The sequence below is a fragment of the Crossiella sp. NPDC003009 genome, from assembly GCF_053591555.1.
This window is the reverse complement of record NZ_JBSFUA010000061.1, coordinates 1-15,802: the sequence shown is the minus strand read 5'-3', so window position 1 is coordinate 15,802 and position 15,802 is coordinate 1. Positions and strand designations below refer to the sequence as shown.

Here is a 15,802-nt window from a genome sequence, read left to right as displayed (position 1 = left end):
GACTGTGCGGGAACAGAGCTACCGCGTTGCCGGGGAGTCGGTGAGCGTGCGCGTGCCGGAGACGCGCGACGACGTTGAGGCGTTCACGCGTTGGTGCGCGGCTCAGGGGTCTCGGCCGCTGGCACTGGACACGGAGACGACCGGGCTGAACGCCTTCACGCCGGGATTCCGGGTGCGATTGGTACAACTCGGCTCCGCATGCGAGGCGTGGGTGTTGCCGGTCGATGAGCAGGGAGTTTGCCCCGACCTGCGGGCAGCTGCACGCGCGGCGCTCCGGTCGGAGCTCACGGGCCCGAGACCGCTATTGGTTCACAATGCGACGTTCGATGCGCTCGTGCTCGACCGGCACGCCGGGGTCGAGCTGGACCTCCTGTGGCCACGGCTGACCGATACCGCGATCCTGGCGCATCTGTGCGACCCGCGCGGCCCGGAGGACGGTGGCCCGGGGCTCACGCTCAAAGGGCTCGCAGCGCTGCACGTCGACCCGGGCGCGCCCGACACCTCCGCCGGGCTTCACGAGGTGTTCCGCAAGCTCGGCCACACCAGGGAAACTGGCTGGGCCGCGATCCCGCTGGACCACCCGACCTACACCCTCTACGCCGGGCTGGACGTCATCCTGACTGCCCGGCTGCACGCGGTGTTGGCCGACCACGTGGCCGCGCGAGGTTTCGCCCGGCTCGCGGAGTTCGAGCACGCGGTTGCCCTGGTGTGCGCGAAGATCGAGCGTCGCGGCGTCCGAGTTGATCCGGAGTACCTGACCGAGTTGCGAGCCGATCTGCTCGCCGACGCCGCCAAGTGGACGGCCGTGGCCGCCGGGTTCGGGGTGCGGTCGATCAACGCTCCTAGGCAGGTGTCCAGCGCGCTGCTGGGCATGGGCGAGACGCTGACCGAGACCACCGAGAGCGGCGCGCTCAAGGTGGACAAGCAGTTGCTGATGAGTCTCGCCGATCTGGACCGGGAGTGGGAACGCATCGGCGCGCGGGCTCCGAACCCATTGGCTGATGCGGTGATTCGTGGCAAACGGTCGGCGAAGTGGGCCACGTCGTACGCGAGCGCGATGCTCGATTACCGCGACGCACACGACCGCATCCACCCGTCGATTGCCTCCCTGCGGGCGCGCACGGCACGAATGTCGATCTCCCGCCCTGCGCTACAACAACTGCCCAGCAAGGAGGCCAGGGTTCGGCGGGGCATGCTGGCCGACGACGAGCGGGCGGCGTGGGGCTCGGTGGACTACCAGGCCGTAGAGATGCGCGTCATTGCGGCCCTGTCCGGCGACCCGGTGATGATCGAGGCGATCCGCGCCGGGCGGGACCTGCACGGCTACACGGCGGAGCTGGTCTACGGGCCGGGATACACGCTGCGGCAACGCAATCTGATGAAGGCGGTCGGGCTCGGAAAGCTGTTCGGGGGCGGCCCGGACACCCTCGCCCGGCAGACCGGTGCCCCGGTGGACCAGGTGCGCCACGCCACCCGCCAGTACGACCGGGTGTATCGGGGCATCACGCGCTACTCGGCCCGGCTGGTGCGGCGCGCGGAGTACGGGCTCCGGCAAGTCACCACGCCGACCGGGCGCGTGATCCCGTTGGACCGCAACAGGTTGTATGCCGCGACCAACTACATCGTTCAGTCGACGGCGCGCGATGTGCTCGCCGATGCACTGTTACGCCTGGACGAACGCGGCTTGCTCGACTTCGTGCGCCTGCCGGTTCACGACGAAGTGGTGTTCTCCGCGCCCGCTGACATCGCGCACGAGGTGGGCAGGGAGATCGCCGACACCATGGCCGTGACCGACTTCCTCGGCACCGGCGTACCGCTGGCGACGGATCTGGAGATTGGGGGGCGCTCGTGGGGGAGCCTGTACGAACTGGCGTCGTGATCCGCTGTTCGGGTTGCGGCACAACGGAATCGGTGCGCATCTACCCGATGGGGAAGCGTCAGTTGCGGCTGTGCAAGGCGCACGCAACGGAGTTCTTCAAACGGGCGCGGCGGGTCGAGTGTGCTCGAACCCTTGCCGTGTACGGGGATCTCGCTCGGCGAGTCCGGCAGGCGGAGGCCCATCACGCTGCGTTGCGTGATGTCACCGTGCCCTACATGGTGTGCACACCACAACAGCTAGAGGATGTCTGCACGCTGCTGGCTGCCGCCGAGCGCCTGAGTGTGCGGTACTTCGAGCAGTTCGAGGCGCAGGCGTACCGGGCGTTCCCGTCGCGCCGGGATCGGTCGCGGGCACGCGGGCATCAGGTGCGGGCGGCCGAGCGCGGCGCGTACCGCCTGGTGGTGGATGTGCCGTGGCTGCGCAGGCTCTACCGGGATCTGTGCCTGTACTGCGGGGCGCGCTCGGCGCACCTGGACCATCTGTGGCCGCTGGTGCACGGCGGCGACGATGCCGCGTGGAACCTCTCGCCCGCGTGCGCGGCGTGCAACTTGAGCAAAGGCAGCAGGTCGCTGGGCCGGTGGCTGCCGGGCCGTCTGGACGCCGTGCCTGCCGAGCACCGAGCCCGGTGGGTGGCGTGGGCACAGAGCTGAGACGGTGCCCGCGGTGCTGGTCGGCGAAACCGGCCGCGATGTTCCCCAGGGATGCCACCCGTCGAAGCGGGCGGCATCCGCACTGTTCGGCCTGCCGCCGGGCGTACCGGCCGAGGCAGCGCGACGCCGCCCGCGATCGGCGGTACCGGGCGCGCTACGGGCTCGGTGCCGACCAGGTGGACCAGCTCCGGGCCGACCAGCACTACAGGTGCGCGATCTGCGGGCGGCACGAAGACCAGCTACCCGGCGGGCTGGTGGTCGATCACGACCATGGGACCGGGTTCGTGCGCGGGGTGCTGTGCCCAGCCTGTAACAGCTTGCTCGGGCTGGCCGGGGACTCCGCGGCGGTGCTGGCCGCGGCACAGCACTACCTGCACCGGGCGGCCGAGATCGCCGCGACTGTCGACATTGACCACAGGGGGACCAGATGAGCATGCGCGCGGAGACATTCACGGTGATCGCGAGGCGCTTGTGCGCCGCGGCAGACCGGCTGAGGGACTGGGCGGCCGTGGCGGACGCGACCGCCGACCAGCACCCGGAGGTGGTGCCGCCGGTGGTGGTCGGCGGGGTGCTCCGGCCCACGGAGGCGCTGGCGATGGCTCGGGCGGAACAGGGCGTGACGAACGGCCTGAACGCCGCGCGCGCCCACGCGATTCAGGCCGTGCTCGCCGCGGAGGCCGTGCCCGCGTTCGTCAGTGCGGCCGAACGGGCGTTGTCACAGGGACGTCAGTCGGCTGATAGCCGCAGGTCAGAGACCCCTACGTCATTCGGGTGATACACCGGTGTCTCACGACCGAGCGTGACATATGTCACGTTCACTGTCGTTCAATCAGACGTCACCCGAAAGGCGTAATCACCGGCGTGACCAGTGCCGGGATTTCGGTACTGCGCGACCTTGGATAGTGCTCTCGGTAGCAATCTGTTTATGCCTGAGTCACCTTCTGGACACGGAGCGCGATCGTTTGCGCGTTACAGGCCAGCGGCGATCAGGGCAGACCGGCCGGTCTGTTTGCACAGCCCGTTGCGGAAGGCTGGCCGCCGTGTTTGGGTCGAGCAACCTAGACAAGACGGACGGACAACGCCGGGGGGCAACTGTGGATGGGGCAGGGAACACACGGGATAGACGCGCAACCTGTTGCGTGCCTTGAGTTCCCGCCTGCCATGGGCTAGCCCGTCACTGACGGGATAGGAATCGTCCACTGTAGACAGATCGGCTGTTGAGCCGAGAAACCCGCCGGGGCATCCCCCGGCGCGGAGGCATCAGGCGCGTGCGGGGGCGCGCGCAGAGTGCCGCGGAACCGCCCGCGCTGCCGACTATCCCTAGTAGACGGCCGCGCTGGACGCTGCGCGCACGCAAGAGGGGGGCGGACAAACTTGTGCAACTTCTGCGCGGCTACCGCGCGGGACCTGAGTACCGACATCCGGACGGGGCTGGATGTCGGCAAACCGGCCGAGCACCGGGGCGTGGCTCTGCCGCGCCTGCTGCGCAGGCTGGCCACCAGCTCCACTGCGGCGGCCGAGTACGCCGACCCGCGAGGCACGCCCGAACTGGTCGCGGCGGTCGCGGACGGGGACCGCGCCGCCGAAACCGCCCTGTACCTGCGGGCCGCGCCGGAGCTGGATCGGATCGCCGCCGGGTCGGTGGGCAGCTCGGCCCTGGACCGGGACGACCTGCACCAGGAAGGCGCTGAGCGGCTGCTCACCGACGCGCGTAGCGGGAAGATCCGCCACGACTTCGGCGGGCATCTCGGGCCGTACCTCGGCAGGGTCGTCCGCGGCCACCTGGTCAACGTCGCGGGCACGCAGGTGTGGGGCAAACCGTCGGACCCCGGTCGGCTAACGCAGAAGTTGCGGCAGTCCCTGCGTGCCACGATGAGTCCCGATGGGGAGTACGACATGGTGGCCGCCGCGGCGCATGCCCGCGAGCACCACAGTTGGACGCTGACCACGTTTTGGCAGGTCCGTGACCTGATGTTGGGCACGCCGGAGGCGCTGCACGCCGCTGCCGCGGGCGGGGTGAGCCTGGCCGAGACCGTCGCCGACACCGCCTCAGCCGTCGCGCTGGCTCGGGTTGAGACCGTCGACCAGGTGCGCGCGCTGCGCGAGGTGGCGCGGCTGAGCCCGCGCGAGCGCGAGGTAGTTGACGCCCTCTACGGCTGGTCCGGCCCTCAGCTCAGCGCCGGGGACACCGCCACCGTGTTGGGGATCAGCCGCCAGGCAGTCAGCAAGGCCCATCTCGGCGCGCTGGCGAAGCTGCGCGCACACACAGAAAGCATTGGGGGACAACACATTGAGGACGTGGCCGTGTAGCGCGACGCCGGGAGACCACCTTGCGGTGGCCCGCACCGCGGAGGGGGTTGTGGTGGTGGTGCGGGAGACCGCACAGCAGGGGGCCGCGGAGGTCACGCTCACCGCGGCCGAGGCACGCGCGGCGGCCAGCTGGCTGCGCGAGCTGGCCGACGGAGCCGACGGTGCCGAACGGGAGTTCAGCGGGCTGGCCATCGTCGGCGGTGCGCGGCCGGAGACGGTGCTCGTGTCCGGTCCGGCCGCGGAGTCGGCGCACTCGGTGATCCTGGGTCACCCGGCGGCCAGGGAGGTTGCTGCCGCGCTGTGGGTGGCCGCGGCCGATGCCGAGATGGACGAGCCCGCGCCCCGCTCCGCCCCCGAGACGGAGGCCGTGGGGCTGGATGCCGAGAGGACGCGGAGGGCGCTGGCCGTGGCCGCCGCGCACGCCGCGCTCGGCCAGCAGCGCGCCGACGTCGTGGCCGCGGCCCGGTTCATCCACACCGGGACCTGAGCGGTGCCGTGGCGCAGGCGCACCCACCCGTGCCGACGGCCGACCGCGCACGAGGTGGCCGCGGCAGGGGCGGGGATCGGCTCGGAGTGGGCCTGCCGGGAGTGCGGGGCGGTGCACGTGGTGGCCGACGTTGACGTGCGCGAGTACGCCGGAATGGTGCACCAGGTAGTGCAATGGCGCAGGAATGAGGGGACGAATGAGCGGAAATAGTGTTGTGCTTCACGTCGTCAATCCATGTGAGCACGGGGTAGTACATGATATTTGTGAGCTGACTCCAAACGCGGAGTTCACGGTCAGCACCTGCGTAAACACACGCGGGCGACGCCGGGTCCACAAAGTTACTCCAGATAAATATCCGCGCACCGTGCGCCGCACCTGACCGGCAGGCTGCCCGCCGACGCCGCACGTGGACGGGCCGGTGCCGCCCTGAGGTGCGCTCGGCCCCTGCCCCGGTGCCGCCTGCGTCAGCGATCTGTAAGACTGTTCGACAACAATCTGATCCGTGCTGTTGGCGCGCATTTAGGGCGTGCTAACCTCCGGTTCTGGGGTGGACGTAATAGCCAGCCCCAGAGTGCCCCCACTCGGTTTTACCGGGTGGGGGCCTTTTTTGTGGTGTGCACATCAGCCGATGGTGTGCACACCACAACGTAATGATTCCGATCGGTCGGACGACGTAACACAGGGCGCGCTACCTGAGCGCGACACAGAGGGGATCTGGATCATGCACCGAATCACCGGGCTCGCCGCCGCTGCCGCCGTCGCGTTGCTGGGGCTGGCCGGATGTGGCGGAGGGGACGCCGCACCGCAGAACACCGCGCCGACGTCAGCACCTACCTCGGCCCGGATCGGCGACGCCGCCGACCCGCAGGCCGAGACCGCGTTTCAGAAGCAGTTCGGCAAGGACAACCCCAACGCGAAGTGGTTCGACAAGGTGCAGCAGACCGCCTTGGACGGCCAGGCTGTGATCATCACAGCCGACCTGCCGAAGAAGTCGCCGGAGGCGCTGACCATCTGCGAGGCGGCGCACGCGGCGGCGAAGGCCGCCAAGATCGAGTTCGTCTCCGTGGCGGTCCGCACGCCCAACAACGGCACCACCCTGGCCTCCCGCAACGAGGCGAGCGGGGACACCGCCTGCAAGGCGTGAGCAGCACGGCAAGCCCTGGGGCACCCGGATGACCGGGTGCCCCTTTTGCATGATCGGGTTGGACGTCAACCGCTCTAGGCATCATTATCGAACGTATGTTCGACGCGACTGAGTGGGTCGGTGCGCACCGGCTGGTTGCCCTGGTGCGCGATCCGGCCGTACCGGTCGAGATCGACCTAGCCGAGCTGTACCGGCACCTGGACCCGGGGCCGCAGAGCGAGGCGCGGCGGATGATCGTGCAGGCGCAAGGGCTGGATCTCCCGACGCGCGCGGCGGGCGAGCTGCACCTGTGGCGGCGCACGATCACCGGGGCACACATGGGCTGGGTCACCTACGAGATCCCCGGGCCGGTCAGCCTGCCGACATTGCGCGCGGCGCACTTCGTCCCGCTGCCCTTGCTCCGCCCGCAGGGCCGAACGCCCTGACCTTCGCGGCGCGCGGCTACGGATAGCATCCGGCCGTGGCCGACCGTGACGACGTAGAGCTGATGGCCCGCCGGGAGGCGCGCTCCGCCCTGGTCCGGGCGGCCGTGCTTGCCCAGGCCGGAGTGGAGTGGACCGTGGTGGAGACCTGCCCGCCGGACGTACTCCGCGACGCCGACACCACCACCGCGGCCTACGGCGGCACGGCCACGCCGGAGGCGGTGCGGGATGCCGTCATGGGCTACCTGATCGAGCGCGCCGACTACGAGGTGCACGGCGTGGCCGAAGCGTGCAGGGCCGACGGAGCGCGGATCGTCATCGGCTGGGAGTGGGACGGCGCACCGAACCCGGCGGAGCGAGCCGAGGCGGAGGCCGCCAAAGCGGAGGCGGAGCGCGAGAAGCGCCGGAATGCGGTGCGGGTCGGGCGGATGCGGCGAGCGGCGACTGACCGCAACGGGGCACCCGGCTGACCGGGTGCCCCGTTTCGTTGTGCGGCAACAGCTACGCGGGTGCGAGCGCCGGGGTGAATTCGCCGTTGAGCACGCCGAGCACGAAGGCCGCCCACTCCGGCGCGTCGAAGACCAGCACGGGGAGCGAGTCGCGCTGCCGCATGCCGACGTAGGTGAGGTCACCGAGCGGAAGGAAAGCGAACTCGACCCGCTCGCCGTCCATGTCAGCGCCGCGCCACTGGGCGCGGCCGAAGTCCAGCGCGCCACGATCGGCGAACTTGTCGCCGCGCTCGCTGGGGGAATAGATGTCGAGCGGCCAGGTAGCTCGTTCAGCGGAGCTAGCAAGCCGCTCTGTGAACGCGATCCACGCCTGTAGGGGGAACCTCAGTTCGCCGCCGTGGGGAGTCTTGCTGTCGCGGACAAAGATCCCTTTTGGAGTGAACGCGACTTCGACACAGTCGTCGGTCTTGTTAGGGCCACCGGGGCCGCTGTAGCTGCTCCTGAACCATATGAGCGTTGTCGTCATCCTCGAAGTTCCCTCGCCCGATCCTTGATCAGCTTGACGGACTTCGACGCCGAGAGCGACATCCGCAACGCGTCGTCGAACCAAGCTGAGTAGTGCTGCACGTCAGCTTCATTCTCCACTAGGTCGCTGCCGCCGTCGTGTTCGATGTACGCAACCCGTGAACCTGGCGGGTAGTGGAAGTGATAGATCGACAGGGTGGACATCATGCCCTGGAACGGTCCCGCCCTCTCGGCAAGGACATTGATCTTGACGTTGGGCCACTCACTCATCTCGATCACGCGATCCAACTGATCAGCCATCTCGGCGGGAGTGCCAACGACGCGGCGAATGACGCCTTCCGTGATCACGGCCGCGAGGTGCAACGGCCGCGTACCTGACAGTTGCTCTTGGCGTGTTCGTCGCAGCGCAACCGCGCGTTCGATCGCCTCATCACTTCGCTTGCCGACTCTGTGCAGTGCCAGGGAGTAAGCGTCGGTCTGCAACCTTGCCGGGAAGACTGACGGCGCGAGGTGCTGCACGAGGTGCGCGTCACCCTCCGATGACACCAGTTCCCTAAACGCGAGCGAGGTACCTTCCGGCAGGCTTGGCAGCTTCGCCCTCTTGGCGGTGAGTGCCCAGAGTTCGTGCGCCAAGGCGCGCTGCTCGGCCGTGGCCTTGTACAGGTCGAGTAGGTGCTCCAGGCCGACGCGCATCTGAATGCGGTTCTCACCGCTCTCGTACCTGCTGACGGTGCTCACCTCTACGCCCAGGCTTCTCGCAACGTGCGCGATGGTCAGCCCGGCGTGTTCGCGTAGGTCTGCCAGCAGCTTGCCGAGTACGCGCTTGAGGCGAGTCGTCGATGCCATGCGCGAAGCGTAGCCCCGCAGGACAATCGACAACTTGTCCACTAACGGGGGTTTGCCGACAAGTTGTCGACTGCTAGTTTGTCGATACTGAAGAGTGGCCAGGTGGGGAGTAGCGCCCGCGCTGCACGTCAACCCCGTTTGGTGACCTTCGGTGGTGGTGGGCAGGGTCGAAGCTCGGAGCCGCGGCCCTGTCCACCCCGCAGACGAGCACCACCATCCGCGTGCACCCCCCGGCGCACGCGATCGCGGCGGACCCCTCCCCCGTCGGTCCGCGGCGGTGGTGCTCGGCGGGCGGGGCCGCCCATCCCACCCCCGGGAACGGCCCCGTCCGCTTGTAAGCGGGCATCCGCGCTGCATCCGCGGGTGCCGAGCACGGCCGCGCGCCCGGCGTTTCGTGGCCGGACGCCTGGTCGCTGACGCGGCCGTGCTCACCGGGCGGACGGGACGGCAGGGGTCACACCGACGCCGTCCCGTCCACCCGCCGAAGCAGCGGCGGGGCACGGGAGGCACGGCGCGGACCGTGTCCCGCCGCACCCAACGGTGAACAGGGGTAGGGGCATGGCTAGTTCGATCATCAACGCGTGGGCGGGGTTCGTCCTCACGCTCGCGCTGGCCGACGCGGCAAGGCGGAATCGGTGAACCGGCCGCCCGAGCCGTACCGGTGCGGCCAGTGCCGGAGAAACCGGCACACAGTGGACTTTGGGCGGCCAGACCCGCCCACTGGTTTCCACCTGGCCAAATGTGTCTGTCTCGTGTGTGACTGCGAAGCGGCCATGTGGGCGTTCGTCGGACCGCCGCTTCCGGATGCCTACCCCGTGGACACGCTGACCACGCCGTCCCCCGCGGTCGGTGTCGCCGACATGCTCAACATCTTTCGCGGCCTTCCGGCACCGGTTCAACGGCAGTTCGACCGCCACGTACGAGACGAATCCGTTGACGCGCATCGGAATGCACGCCGCATGCGGATCACGGCTGTTCTCCACTTCGTGCTGTTCGTCCTGCTCGCCGTCGCCGTCGCCGCCTACGGCCAACTCATCCCGACCCCGTTGGCGATCATCCTCGGCGTGGCGACGGCCGTCGCGGTCGCCGCGGGCAGCGCGAGCTACGCCCGCCGGGAGGACACCGCCGAGCTGTACGCCGGGCTCGCTGCCGCGGTGTTCGTGACCAACAACCGCCCTGCGCAACAGGAATCGCCTGATCCCGCTGACGATGAGAGGACCGACGATGAGCAGTGACTACTGGTACGGGATCGGGCACGGGTTCGCCGCCGTGGTCGGCATCGTGTTGTTGGTCGGGGCGGTGCTGGTGTTCCGGGCCTGCCGGATGGAGGGCGAGGCCGCAGGGTTCGACGCGCGGACGCTCCTCCAGGAAGAAGACGACCAAGGTACCGGTGCACCGAAGGCGGTGGCCGATCCCGTTGCGGTAGCCGAGGAAGCTCTTGCCGCCCAACGGAAACAGCGTGATCGTTACGCGGAGCTGATGGAAGGCACGTCCCAGCATGCCCCGGAGCCGCGCGCCGAATTGATCGAGCAGACAGGGCCGAGGCGCATTCCCGCGCTCGCCATGGTCGGCGACGCCGAGCCGTTCCCGGTGCCCGTGCCGCGCGTCGTCCAGGTCAGAGGCGGACGCCACCACCGGATTCCGGAAGACGACGCGCCCACCGAGCAGTTCGCCTGCGTGCGCATGGGTCGAGCGTCATGAGCAGCGCGACGAACGCGAAGAAGAGGAGGAAGTACCGCCCGACCCTGGTCGGCGCTGCGCGGGAATCGGTAGCGGACAGGATCGCCATCTTGATGGGGCACCAAGGCAAGACGCTCAGGGAAGCCGCCGCGATGTGCGGCATCGGCTACACGGTCGCGCACAACCTCGCACGAGAACGCGGTTTGGCTAAGCCTCGCCTGACCTCGGCCGAACGCGCGAAGGTCGCCGCGGACTGCAAGCGGCTGTACCTGAGCGGGCTCACCCTCGCAGAAGTGGTAGCGCGGGTCCCGGTCGGCTACGGCACCGTACGCGGGATGCTGTCGGAACTGGGCATCGCAATGCGGCCACGCAACTACCTGGGCGGCCGTGCGAGAGGTGAGCGGCTGTGACCGTGGGAAAGTCCTTGTGGGCTAACGATCTCCTGTCCGCCTCCGACGACGAACTGACGATCGAGCTGTACGCGCGCCACCACGGCCGCGGTGAGGCGGTGGGAGACGCTGCACGTGCCCTGGGACTCACCGCGGAGCGCGCCGCAACCCTGCTCCGGGCCTACGCGGAATCGGCGTGGGACCGGCCTGAACGGACGCCCGACGACATGGCGGTGATTCGCGACCGGTGCGTCCGCATGTACGAGCAAGGGTGGGATCGCGCGGGGATCGCCGTAACGCAGAGGATCAAGAGGGACGACGTTCCCCGCCTGCTCAGGCAAGCCGGTGTGCCGCTTCGTGGTTGGCGGCCCGCGCTCGCGATCGACAGGACCGTGTTCCTATGACCGTCGATGCCGCCGACGCACACAACCCCGCCGTCTGCCACCACGGCGCGAACGCCGGGCAGGCGCACCTTTTCATTCGCGTCTTTGAACGCACGGTCGAATGCGTGTGGTGCAGCACGATCAAGCCGCTGCACCCGGTGCTTTGGACCGGGCACATCCCCACCGCCGACCAGTCCGAGCCCAGGGAAGGCCCATGAACACCACACCCGACATAACGGCCCTCGCTCTAGCCGCCCACGCGGCGGGGGATGCCGCAGCCAAATCGGCCCATGCTGCCGACGCCGCCGCTAGAGCCGTCTCCGCAACCGTCGCCTTGGCTGGCCTGGCAGGTAGGCCCGCGGTCGACTTTCCGCCACTGGACCACATCCCGGCGGTGCACATCGCTGGGGCGGCTGAGGTTCTGCAATGTGACCGCCTCCGGTACGGGTTCGCTGACGCCCTGCACAGCGTTGTCACCGCCGCTGAGGACCTGCGCTGGTGGTGGGATGACAGCGGGCGTCCCGACCCCGTGGCCCCCGTTGATCACGGACGGGCGATCCGAACAATCTTGCGCCGTATCAAGGCGCTTGGGGATTCTGCGAACACGTTCGAGAAGGCCCTCGCGGCCATGGCGGCCAGACGGAGCGCGGGACCCACCGCCAGCACGCCAGCCCCGGAACCCGCCAACCCCGGCGCACAAGCCACAGCGGGTGCGCGCCCCGCTGACGAACCTCTACAGGAAGGAGACCTATAGGCAGAGGACACGCGCACCGCCGGATCTGAAGTATCCATTGAGTCCGGCACCGGCGGTGAGGCACTAGCCGGACAAGCGGGACCGGTCGAGCCTCTGTCCCCAGTAGGCGACCGGTCCCGCCGCACGTACCCACCACGAAAGGAACGCCATGGACTGCAAGAAGTGCCATGACAAGGGCGTGCTGATCAGCCGGACAACCACGACGGTGCTCCGGGATGACGGGGAGCGTACGGAGGTTGACCGGATTAACCGCGGCGAGATCCAGTTCCCGTGCCCGGAGCCCGGCTGTGCGGCTGGCGAGTACGAACGCAACAGGGCGAACGGCGCATAGCCCGGTCCGGCCGCGACCGCCACGCACACGGCCCCCGACGCCACCACGAGGTGAGTGGCGCATCGGGGGCCGTCGTGTGTCTGCCGGGCTACTGCTCGCCCTCCGCCGCATCACGTGCGATACCGAACGCAGACGAGATCGGCGCGAGTTTCTCCTTGGTGCGCAACAGTTCGCGCATGGCGATCTCGATCTTCATGCACCGCTCGTTGTGCTCGTCCAGGCTCAAGTCACCGCCGAGTCCTCCCGCGATCTCGTCCAGGTCTTCCGCCAGCCCGCGCAGGTCCTCGGCCGCCGCGGTCAGCACGCCGGACATGTCCTCGGCCGACGCCGTGGCGGTCGGGCCTGATGCGCCGTTCGTCATGCGGTCAGCCTATCCACGCGCGGGGTTCCGGAAGTCGCAGTACGCCAGGTAGGCGACCGAAATACTGAGTTATCCAACTGTGACGTCTCAGCCGCTACGTGCCCTCGCCAACGTCACGCCGCCTGGAACGCGCGGGCGAACCCCACGCGGCGAACGAGACGGCAGGCCCGCGGAGCGTGGCACCAGCCGGAAGCCGCCCCGCACGGTGGATCAGCCCTCGCGCAGCGCCACTCGGCCCGGTTGACCAGCCGCAACGTCCGCGCGAGCCTGGATACATGCAAGCCACGATGCACCTGTACCCCAACGACCCCACCACTGCCGAGTACGTCAGCGAAGGGGGACACGGCTCCTGGAAGCTGCCCGGCGGGCGAGACGTCGCCGACGACATGGACGCGTGGCGCGGCCTCGCCGAACAGGTCGCGGAGGCAAACGGGTTCCGCGTCGTCGAATGGCGCACCAAGCCCGGCACCGGGTGGCCCAGCGCGACCATGCGCCGCATGGTGGTGCCCTACGAACACGAGCTGGTTGCCGCGCTCGCCCCGGTCGCCGCCCGGCACGGACTCACGGTCGCCGCCCTGACCGCCAGCGCCACCGACGGCGGCGTGCTCGTAGAGCTTGCCCCCGTGCGGTAGTCCGCGCCGTTGTGGTGCACACCCCAACCCTGTCGGCCCCCGATGCCACCATGAGCAGAGTCGAGCATCGGGGGTCGCCGCATGTCTGCCGGAGAGCTAGCCGCCCTGTACCTGCACCTCGCCGACGCGGTGGAGAGCATGCCCCTGCTGAGCTACGCCGAGACCACCGAACGCGTCCAGGTCGAGTGCGCCGCCGCGGTCCGCGACTCCAACCGCCCCGGCGGCACCACGATCCCCGCCACGCTCGCAGGGATGGCAGGTGACCTCCGGGAGGCTGCCGCCGTCGCCGCGAACGCCGTAGAGGCGCTGCGAGCCGCCGCGACGGGCGTCTGAGTGGCCACCGAGGCCCAGGTTGCCGACACCCTGCGGGACGCTCTCGCCCGCCTGCCTGTGCAGGCCGTGCACGGTTGCCTGCGCGAGCTGGACGACCTCCGCGGTCAGCTCGCCCGCGCGACCGAAGTCAGCTCGTCCACTGCCGCGGCCGACGCGGTGGGGCTGCTGAACCGGTTGGACGAACTGCTGAACGACGCGTTGCGGGGCGCGGAGGGTGCCGGGCGCGAAGTGGACCAGTGGGCGGGCGGAGCCCAGCCATCCGCGCCGAGTGCAACACCATCGGCGACCACGCCCTCTGCCGCCTCGCCGCCGGACCGCGCCGCGAGGCGGGCCACCGATCCCCGCCCGCCCGAACAGGTCATGACAGACGCCATCAACGAACTGCCCGACCGACCCAACAACACCGGAGCCACCCGGGGCGTGTGGATCGACCCGCACACGCGAACCGCCCGCGAGGTGGTCTCCGGCGAGTTCGACGAAGCCGAGGCCGTCGCGGTACTGGAGAGGATCGGCATCAAGCCCGCCAAAGGCTCACTGGCCATCACGTCGCACGTCGAAATCAAGGTCGCCGCCCAGATGCACCAAACCCCAGAAATGCGCGAGATCCACCTAGCGATCAACAACGCTGACGGCCCATGCAAGGGCGCTCTAGGCTGCGATCGCATCACCGCGCGCGTCCTGCACCCCGGGCAGTCCCTCACCGTCTACTGGCGCAACGGCGATACCATGCGGCAGAAGACGTTCAAGGGCAAGGAGACGACGACGTGACCGAGCACCGCGTAGAGGCCACCGTTGTCCCCGACGACAACCCGTTCTTGATCAACAGCGCGGAGGACGTCAGTCGGCTGTTCGACTACGTGCACCAGCGCATCCGCGAACGCGGCGGAAACCCGCTGTTCGTCGAACTGGCCTACATGACGGGCGTGGGGGAAGACGAATTGCCGACGGCCGAATTCCGGCTTGGGCTCAACCCGACCAACGGGCGGGGCGTGCTCAGCTATTCAGACTCCGAGGGACATTGGCTCAGCGTCGACACCCAGACGCCGCCCCCCGGCAGAGACGGCACGGTGACCTACCAAGAATGGGGAGGCGAGCGCGCCGTACCGGTCAGCAGTGAAATTTCCGAGCCGGACCTACGGCACGCCGTGACGGAGTTTTTGACCTCGGGTGGCGGGCGACCTACGGTGATCGAATTTACGGCCAGGGAGGTCTGACGGTGCCAAGTACTCAGAACTTCGCGCAAGCCGTTTCTCGTCGCCTCAAGAAGGCCGGTCATACCCTCGTTTTTCCCGACCGTCGACGAGAAGGCATATCCGTACGCCGAGCCGGGCCGGGTGAGGCGACGGTGACAGTATCGATCGATCATCCGGAAGCGGCTGAAGTATCCGTTGCAGAGCTTGTCGCCGATTTGTCGGAAACCCTGACTGAATGCGGGTACGCGTTCACGGTCACCGCTTCGCAGGATGATTATGCGAGCATCAGGGTTTTCCAGGGATCACATGCTGAGGGGAACGCTGCAACCTTGCGCCCAAAGCGCAGCCGAGTGGGCAGCCAGGCTCACAAGGAAGGGGACAAGTCACGTGTTCATGTGCAGAATCTTTCTCGGCGGCTCAAACTGGCCGGTCATCCCATCGCTTCCAGTGCTGGCGGTCGGGGGATAAAAATTTCGAAGTCTATGCACTACGCGGTTTTGAGGTTCACCTATGTCGACACGAGGGAAGCCCTTCAAAAAGAGGTCGACGACGTTCGGAAAACTCTGCACGAATTCGGCTTTGTCACAGCGCATTTCATCCCGAGTGACACGTTTGCGGAGATCCACGTTTACCAGCCCGGCACGCCAGGTGCCCCGGTGGCACCTGAGCAAGAGGCTTAGCCCCAACGGGTGAGCGTCCGTTGCCTGCCGCGGCCAGGCTCGGTATCGTCTCCGCCGTCCCGCTCTGGTGGGACAGTCCCCGCTCTGGCGGGGTTGTTCCGGCACCGGTGCAGTAACAGGCCGATGCAGGATGTTCGTCCCCGCGCTAGCGGGGGTGACCCGGGTGCTTTGAGCACCAGGGAGTTGTCCCCGCGCAAGCGGGGTTGAGCGTGAGGCCCCTTCCGCCCCCCTGGAAGGGGCTTTTCGCGTATCAGGGGCCGCTGAGCGCGCGTGGTGGGTGAAGCGAGCGCAGGGCGAGCAGGTACGCCGACATCAGTGCAGGTCATCCATGGTGTGTGGTTTATACTTGTTCGT

General features: G+C 68.6%; 22 protein-coding genes. 19 read left to right on the top strand and 3 right to left on the bottom strand.

The window, feature by feature from the left end; all coding sequences use genetic code 11:
- Positions 1–40: 40 nt before the first annotated feature.
- From ACWDY5_RS37225 to ACWDY5_RS37185, 9 genes are all read left to right on the top strand, one after another.
- Entirely contained in the window at positions 41–1,879 is a 1,839-nt protein-coding gene (locus ACWDY5_RS37225) for a DNA polymerase (RefSeq protein ID WP_449726830.1), read from the top strand.
- Positions 1,880–1,911: 32 nt separating this feature from the next.
- Positions 1,912–2,529: an HNH endonuclease gene (locus tag ACWDY5_RS37220; RefSeq protein WP_449726829.1), complete on the top strand. Its 618-nt coding sequence runs from the start codon at positions 1,912–1,914 to the stop codon at positions 2,527–2,529.
- A 38-nt stretch (positions 2,530–2,567) separates the two neighbouring features.
- The gene (locus tag ACWDY5_RS37215) at positions 2,568–2,960 is read left to right on the top strand and encodes an endonuclease domain-containing protein (protein ID WP_449726828.1); all 393 of its coding nucleotides are present in this window, start codon (positions 2,568–2,570) and stop codon (positions 2,958–2,960) included.
- Positions 2,957–3,304: a hypothetical protein gene (locus tag ACWDY5_RS37210; RefSeq protein WP_449726827.1), complete on the top strand. Its 348-nt coding sequence runs from the start codon at positions 2,957–2,959 to the stop codon at positions 3,302–3,304. Before ACWDY5_RS37215 ends, ACWDY5_RS37210 begins: the two co-directional genes overlap by 4 nt.
- 689 nt (positions 3,305–3,993) lie before the next feature.
- Positions 3,994–4,839, top strand: coding sequence for an RNA polymerase sigma factor (locus ACWDY5_RS37205; protein ID WP_449726826.1), 846 nt, complete (start codon positions 3,994–3,996; stop codon positions 4,837–4,839).
- Between the two features lie 25 nt (positions 4,840–4,864).
- Positions 4,865–5,326 (top strand): hypothetical protein, encoded by a 462-nt coding sequence (locus tag ACWDY5_RS37200; RefSeq protein ID WP_449726825.1) that lies wholly within the window; start codon positions 4,865–4,867, stop codon positions 5,324–5,326.
- Positions 5,327–6,047: 721 nt separating this feature from the next.
- Entirely contained in the window at positions 6,048–6,470 is a 423-nt protein-coding gene (locus tag ACWDY5_RS37195; RefSeq protein ID WP_449726824.1) for a hypothetical protein, read from the top strand.
- A gap of 95 nt (positions 6,471–6,565) precedes the next feature.
- The gene (locus ACWDY5_RS37190; RefSeq protein WP_449726823.1) at positions 6,566–6,895 is read left to right on the top strand and encodes a hypothetical protein; all 330 of its coding nucleotides are present in this window, start codon (positions 6,566–6,568) and stop codon (positions 6,893–6,895) included.
- A gap of 35 nt (positions 6,896–6,930) precedes the next feature.
- Positions 6,931–7,362, top strand: coding sequence for a hypothetical protein (locus ACWDY5_RS37185; protein ID WP_449726822.1), 432 nt, complete (start codon positions 6,931–6,933; stop codon positions 7,360–7,362).
- A gap of 31 nt (positions 7,363–7,393) precedes the next feature.
- On the opposite strand, the gene ACWDY5_RS37180 is transcribed toward ACWDY5_RS37185, so the two are convergent.
- Both ACWDY5_RS37180 and ACWDY5_RS37175 read right to left on the bottom strand, forming a co-directional pair.
- A complete protein-coding gene (locus ACWDY5_RS37180) occupies positions 7,394–7,867 on the bottom strand; it encodes a DUF397 domain-containing protein (protein ID WP_449726821.1) in 474 nt (157 codons plus the stop codon).
- Entirely contained in the window at positions 7,864–8,712 is an 849-nt protein-coding gene (locus ACWDY5_RS37175) for a helix-turn-helix domain-containing protein (protein WP_449726820.1), read from the bottom strand. Before ACWDY5_RS37175 ends, ACWDY5_RS37180 begins: the two co-directional genes overlap by 4 nt.
- An 815-nt stretch (positions 8,713–9,527) precedes the next feature.
- Between ACWDY5_RS37175 and ACWDY5_RS37170 the strand changes: the two genes are divergently transcribed.
- Genes ACWDY5_RS37170 through ACWDY5_RS37150 form a run of 5 tightly spaced genes read left to right on the top strand, consistent with a single transcriptional unit; the run spans position 9,528 to position 11,382 of the window.
- Positions 9,528–9,947: a hypothetical protein gene (locus ACWDY5_RS37170; protein ID WP_449726819.1), complete on the top strand. Its 420-nt coding sequence runs from the start codon at positions 9,528–9,530 to the stop codon at positions 9,945–9,947.
- Positions 9,937–10,413, top strand: a complete 477-nt coding sequence (locus tag ACWDY5_RS37165; protein ID WP_449726818.1) for a hypothetical protein — start codon at positions 9,937–9,939, stop codon at positions 10,411–10,413. The genes ACWDY5_RS37170 and ACWDY5_RS37165 overlap by 11 nt, the downstream gene beginning before the upstream one ends.
- Positions 10,410–10,802 carry a helix-turn-helix domain-containing protein gene (locus tag ACWDY5_RS37160; RefSeq protein WP_449726817.1) on the top strand — a complete coding sequence of 131 codons (393 nt, stop codon included), beginning with the start codon at positions 10,410–10,412 and terminating at the stop codon, positions 10,800–10,802. The genes ACWDY5_RS37165 and ACWDY5_RS37160 overlap by 4 nt, the downstream gene beginning before the upstream one ends.
- A complete protein-coding gene (locus ACWDY5_RS37155; protein ID WP_449726816.1) occupies positions 10,799–11,185 on the top strand; it encodes a hypothetical protein in 387 nt (128 codons plus the stop codon). Before ACWDY5_RS37160 ends, ACWDY5_RS37155 begins: the two co-directional genes overlap by 4 nt.
- Positions 11,182–11,382 carry a hypothetical protein gene (locus ACWDY5_RS37150; protein WP_449726815.1) on the top strand — a complete coding sequence of 67 codons (201 nt, stop codon included), beginning with the start codon at positions 11,182–11,184 and terminating at the stop codon, positions 11,380–11,382. Before ACWDY5_RS37155 ends, ACWDY5_RS37150 begins: the two co-directional genes overlap by 4 nt.
- A 955-nt stretch (positions 11,383–12,337) precedes the next feature.
- Here the strand turns inward: ACWDY5_RS37150 and ACWDY5_RS37145 are convergent.
- Positions 12,338–12,610: a hypothetical protein gene (locus ACWDY5_RS37145; RefSeq protein ID WP_449726814.1), complete on the bottom strand. Its 273-nt coding sequence runs from the start codon at positions 12,608–12,610 to the stop codon at positions 12,338–12,340.
- A gap of 275 nt (positions 12,611–12,885) precedes the next feature.
- Between ACWDY5_RS37145 and ACWDY5_RS37140 the strand changes: the two genes are divergently transcribed.
- The 5 genes from ACWDY5_RS37140 (at position 12,886) to ACWDY5_RS37120 (ending at position 15,448) form a co-directional block, all read left to right on the top strand.
- Positions 12,886–13,242 (top strand): hypothetical protein, encoded by a 357-nt coding sequence (locus tag ACWDY5_RS37140; protein ID WP_449726813.1) that lies wholly within the window; start codon positions 12,886–12,888, stop codon positions 13,240–13,242.
- 81 nt (positions 13,243–13,323) lie between these two features.
- On the top strand, positions 13,324–13,575 hold the full coding sequence (locus ACWDY5_RS37135; RefSeq protein ID WP_449726812.1) for a hypothetical protein: 252 nt from the start codon (positions 13,324–13,326) through the stop codon (positions 13,573–13,575).
- Entirely contained in the window at positions 13,576–14,343 is a 768-nt protein-coding gene (locus ACWDY5_RS37130) for a DddA-like double-stranded DNA deaminase toxin (RefSeq protein ID WP_449726811.1), read from the top strand.
- Positions 14,340–14,789 carry an Imm1 family immunity protein gene (locus ACWDY5_RS37125; RefSeq protein ID WP_449726810.1) on the top strand — a complete coding sequence of 150 codons (450 nt, stop codon included), beginning with the start codon at positions 14,340–14,342 and terminating at the stop codon, positions 14,787–14,789. Before ACWDY5_RS37130 ends, ACWDY5_RS37125 begins: the two co-directional genes overlap by 4 nt.
- Positions 14,790–14,791: 2 nt before the next feature.
- Positions 14,792–15,448, top strand: coding sequence for a hypothetical protein (locus tag ACWDY5_RS37120; protein ID WP_449726809.1), 657 nt, complete (start codon positions 14,792–14,794; stop codon positions 15,446–15,448).
- The last annotated feature ends 354 nt before the right edge of the window (positions 15,449–15,802 follow it).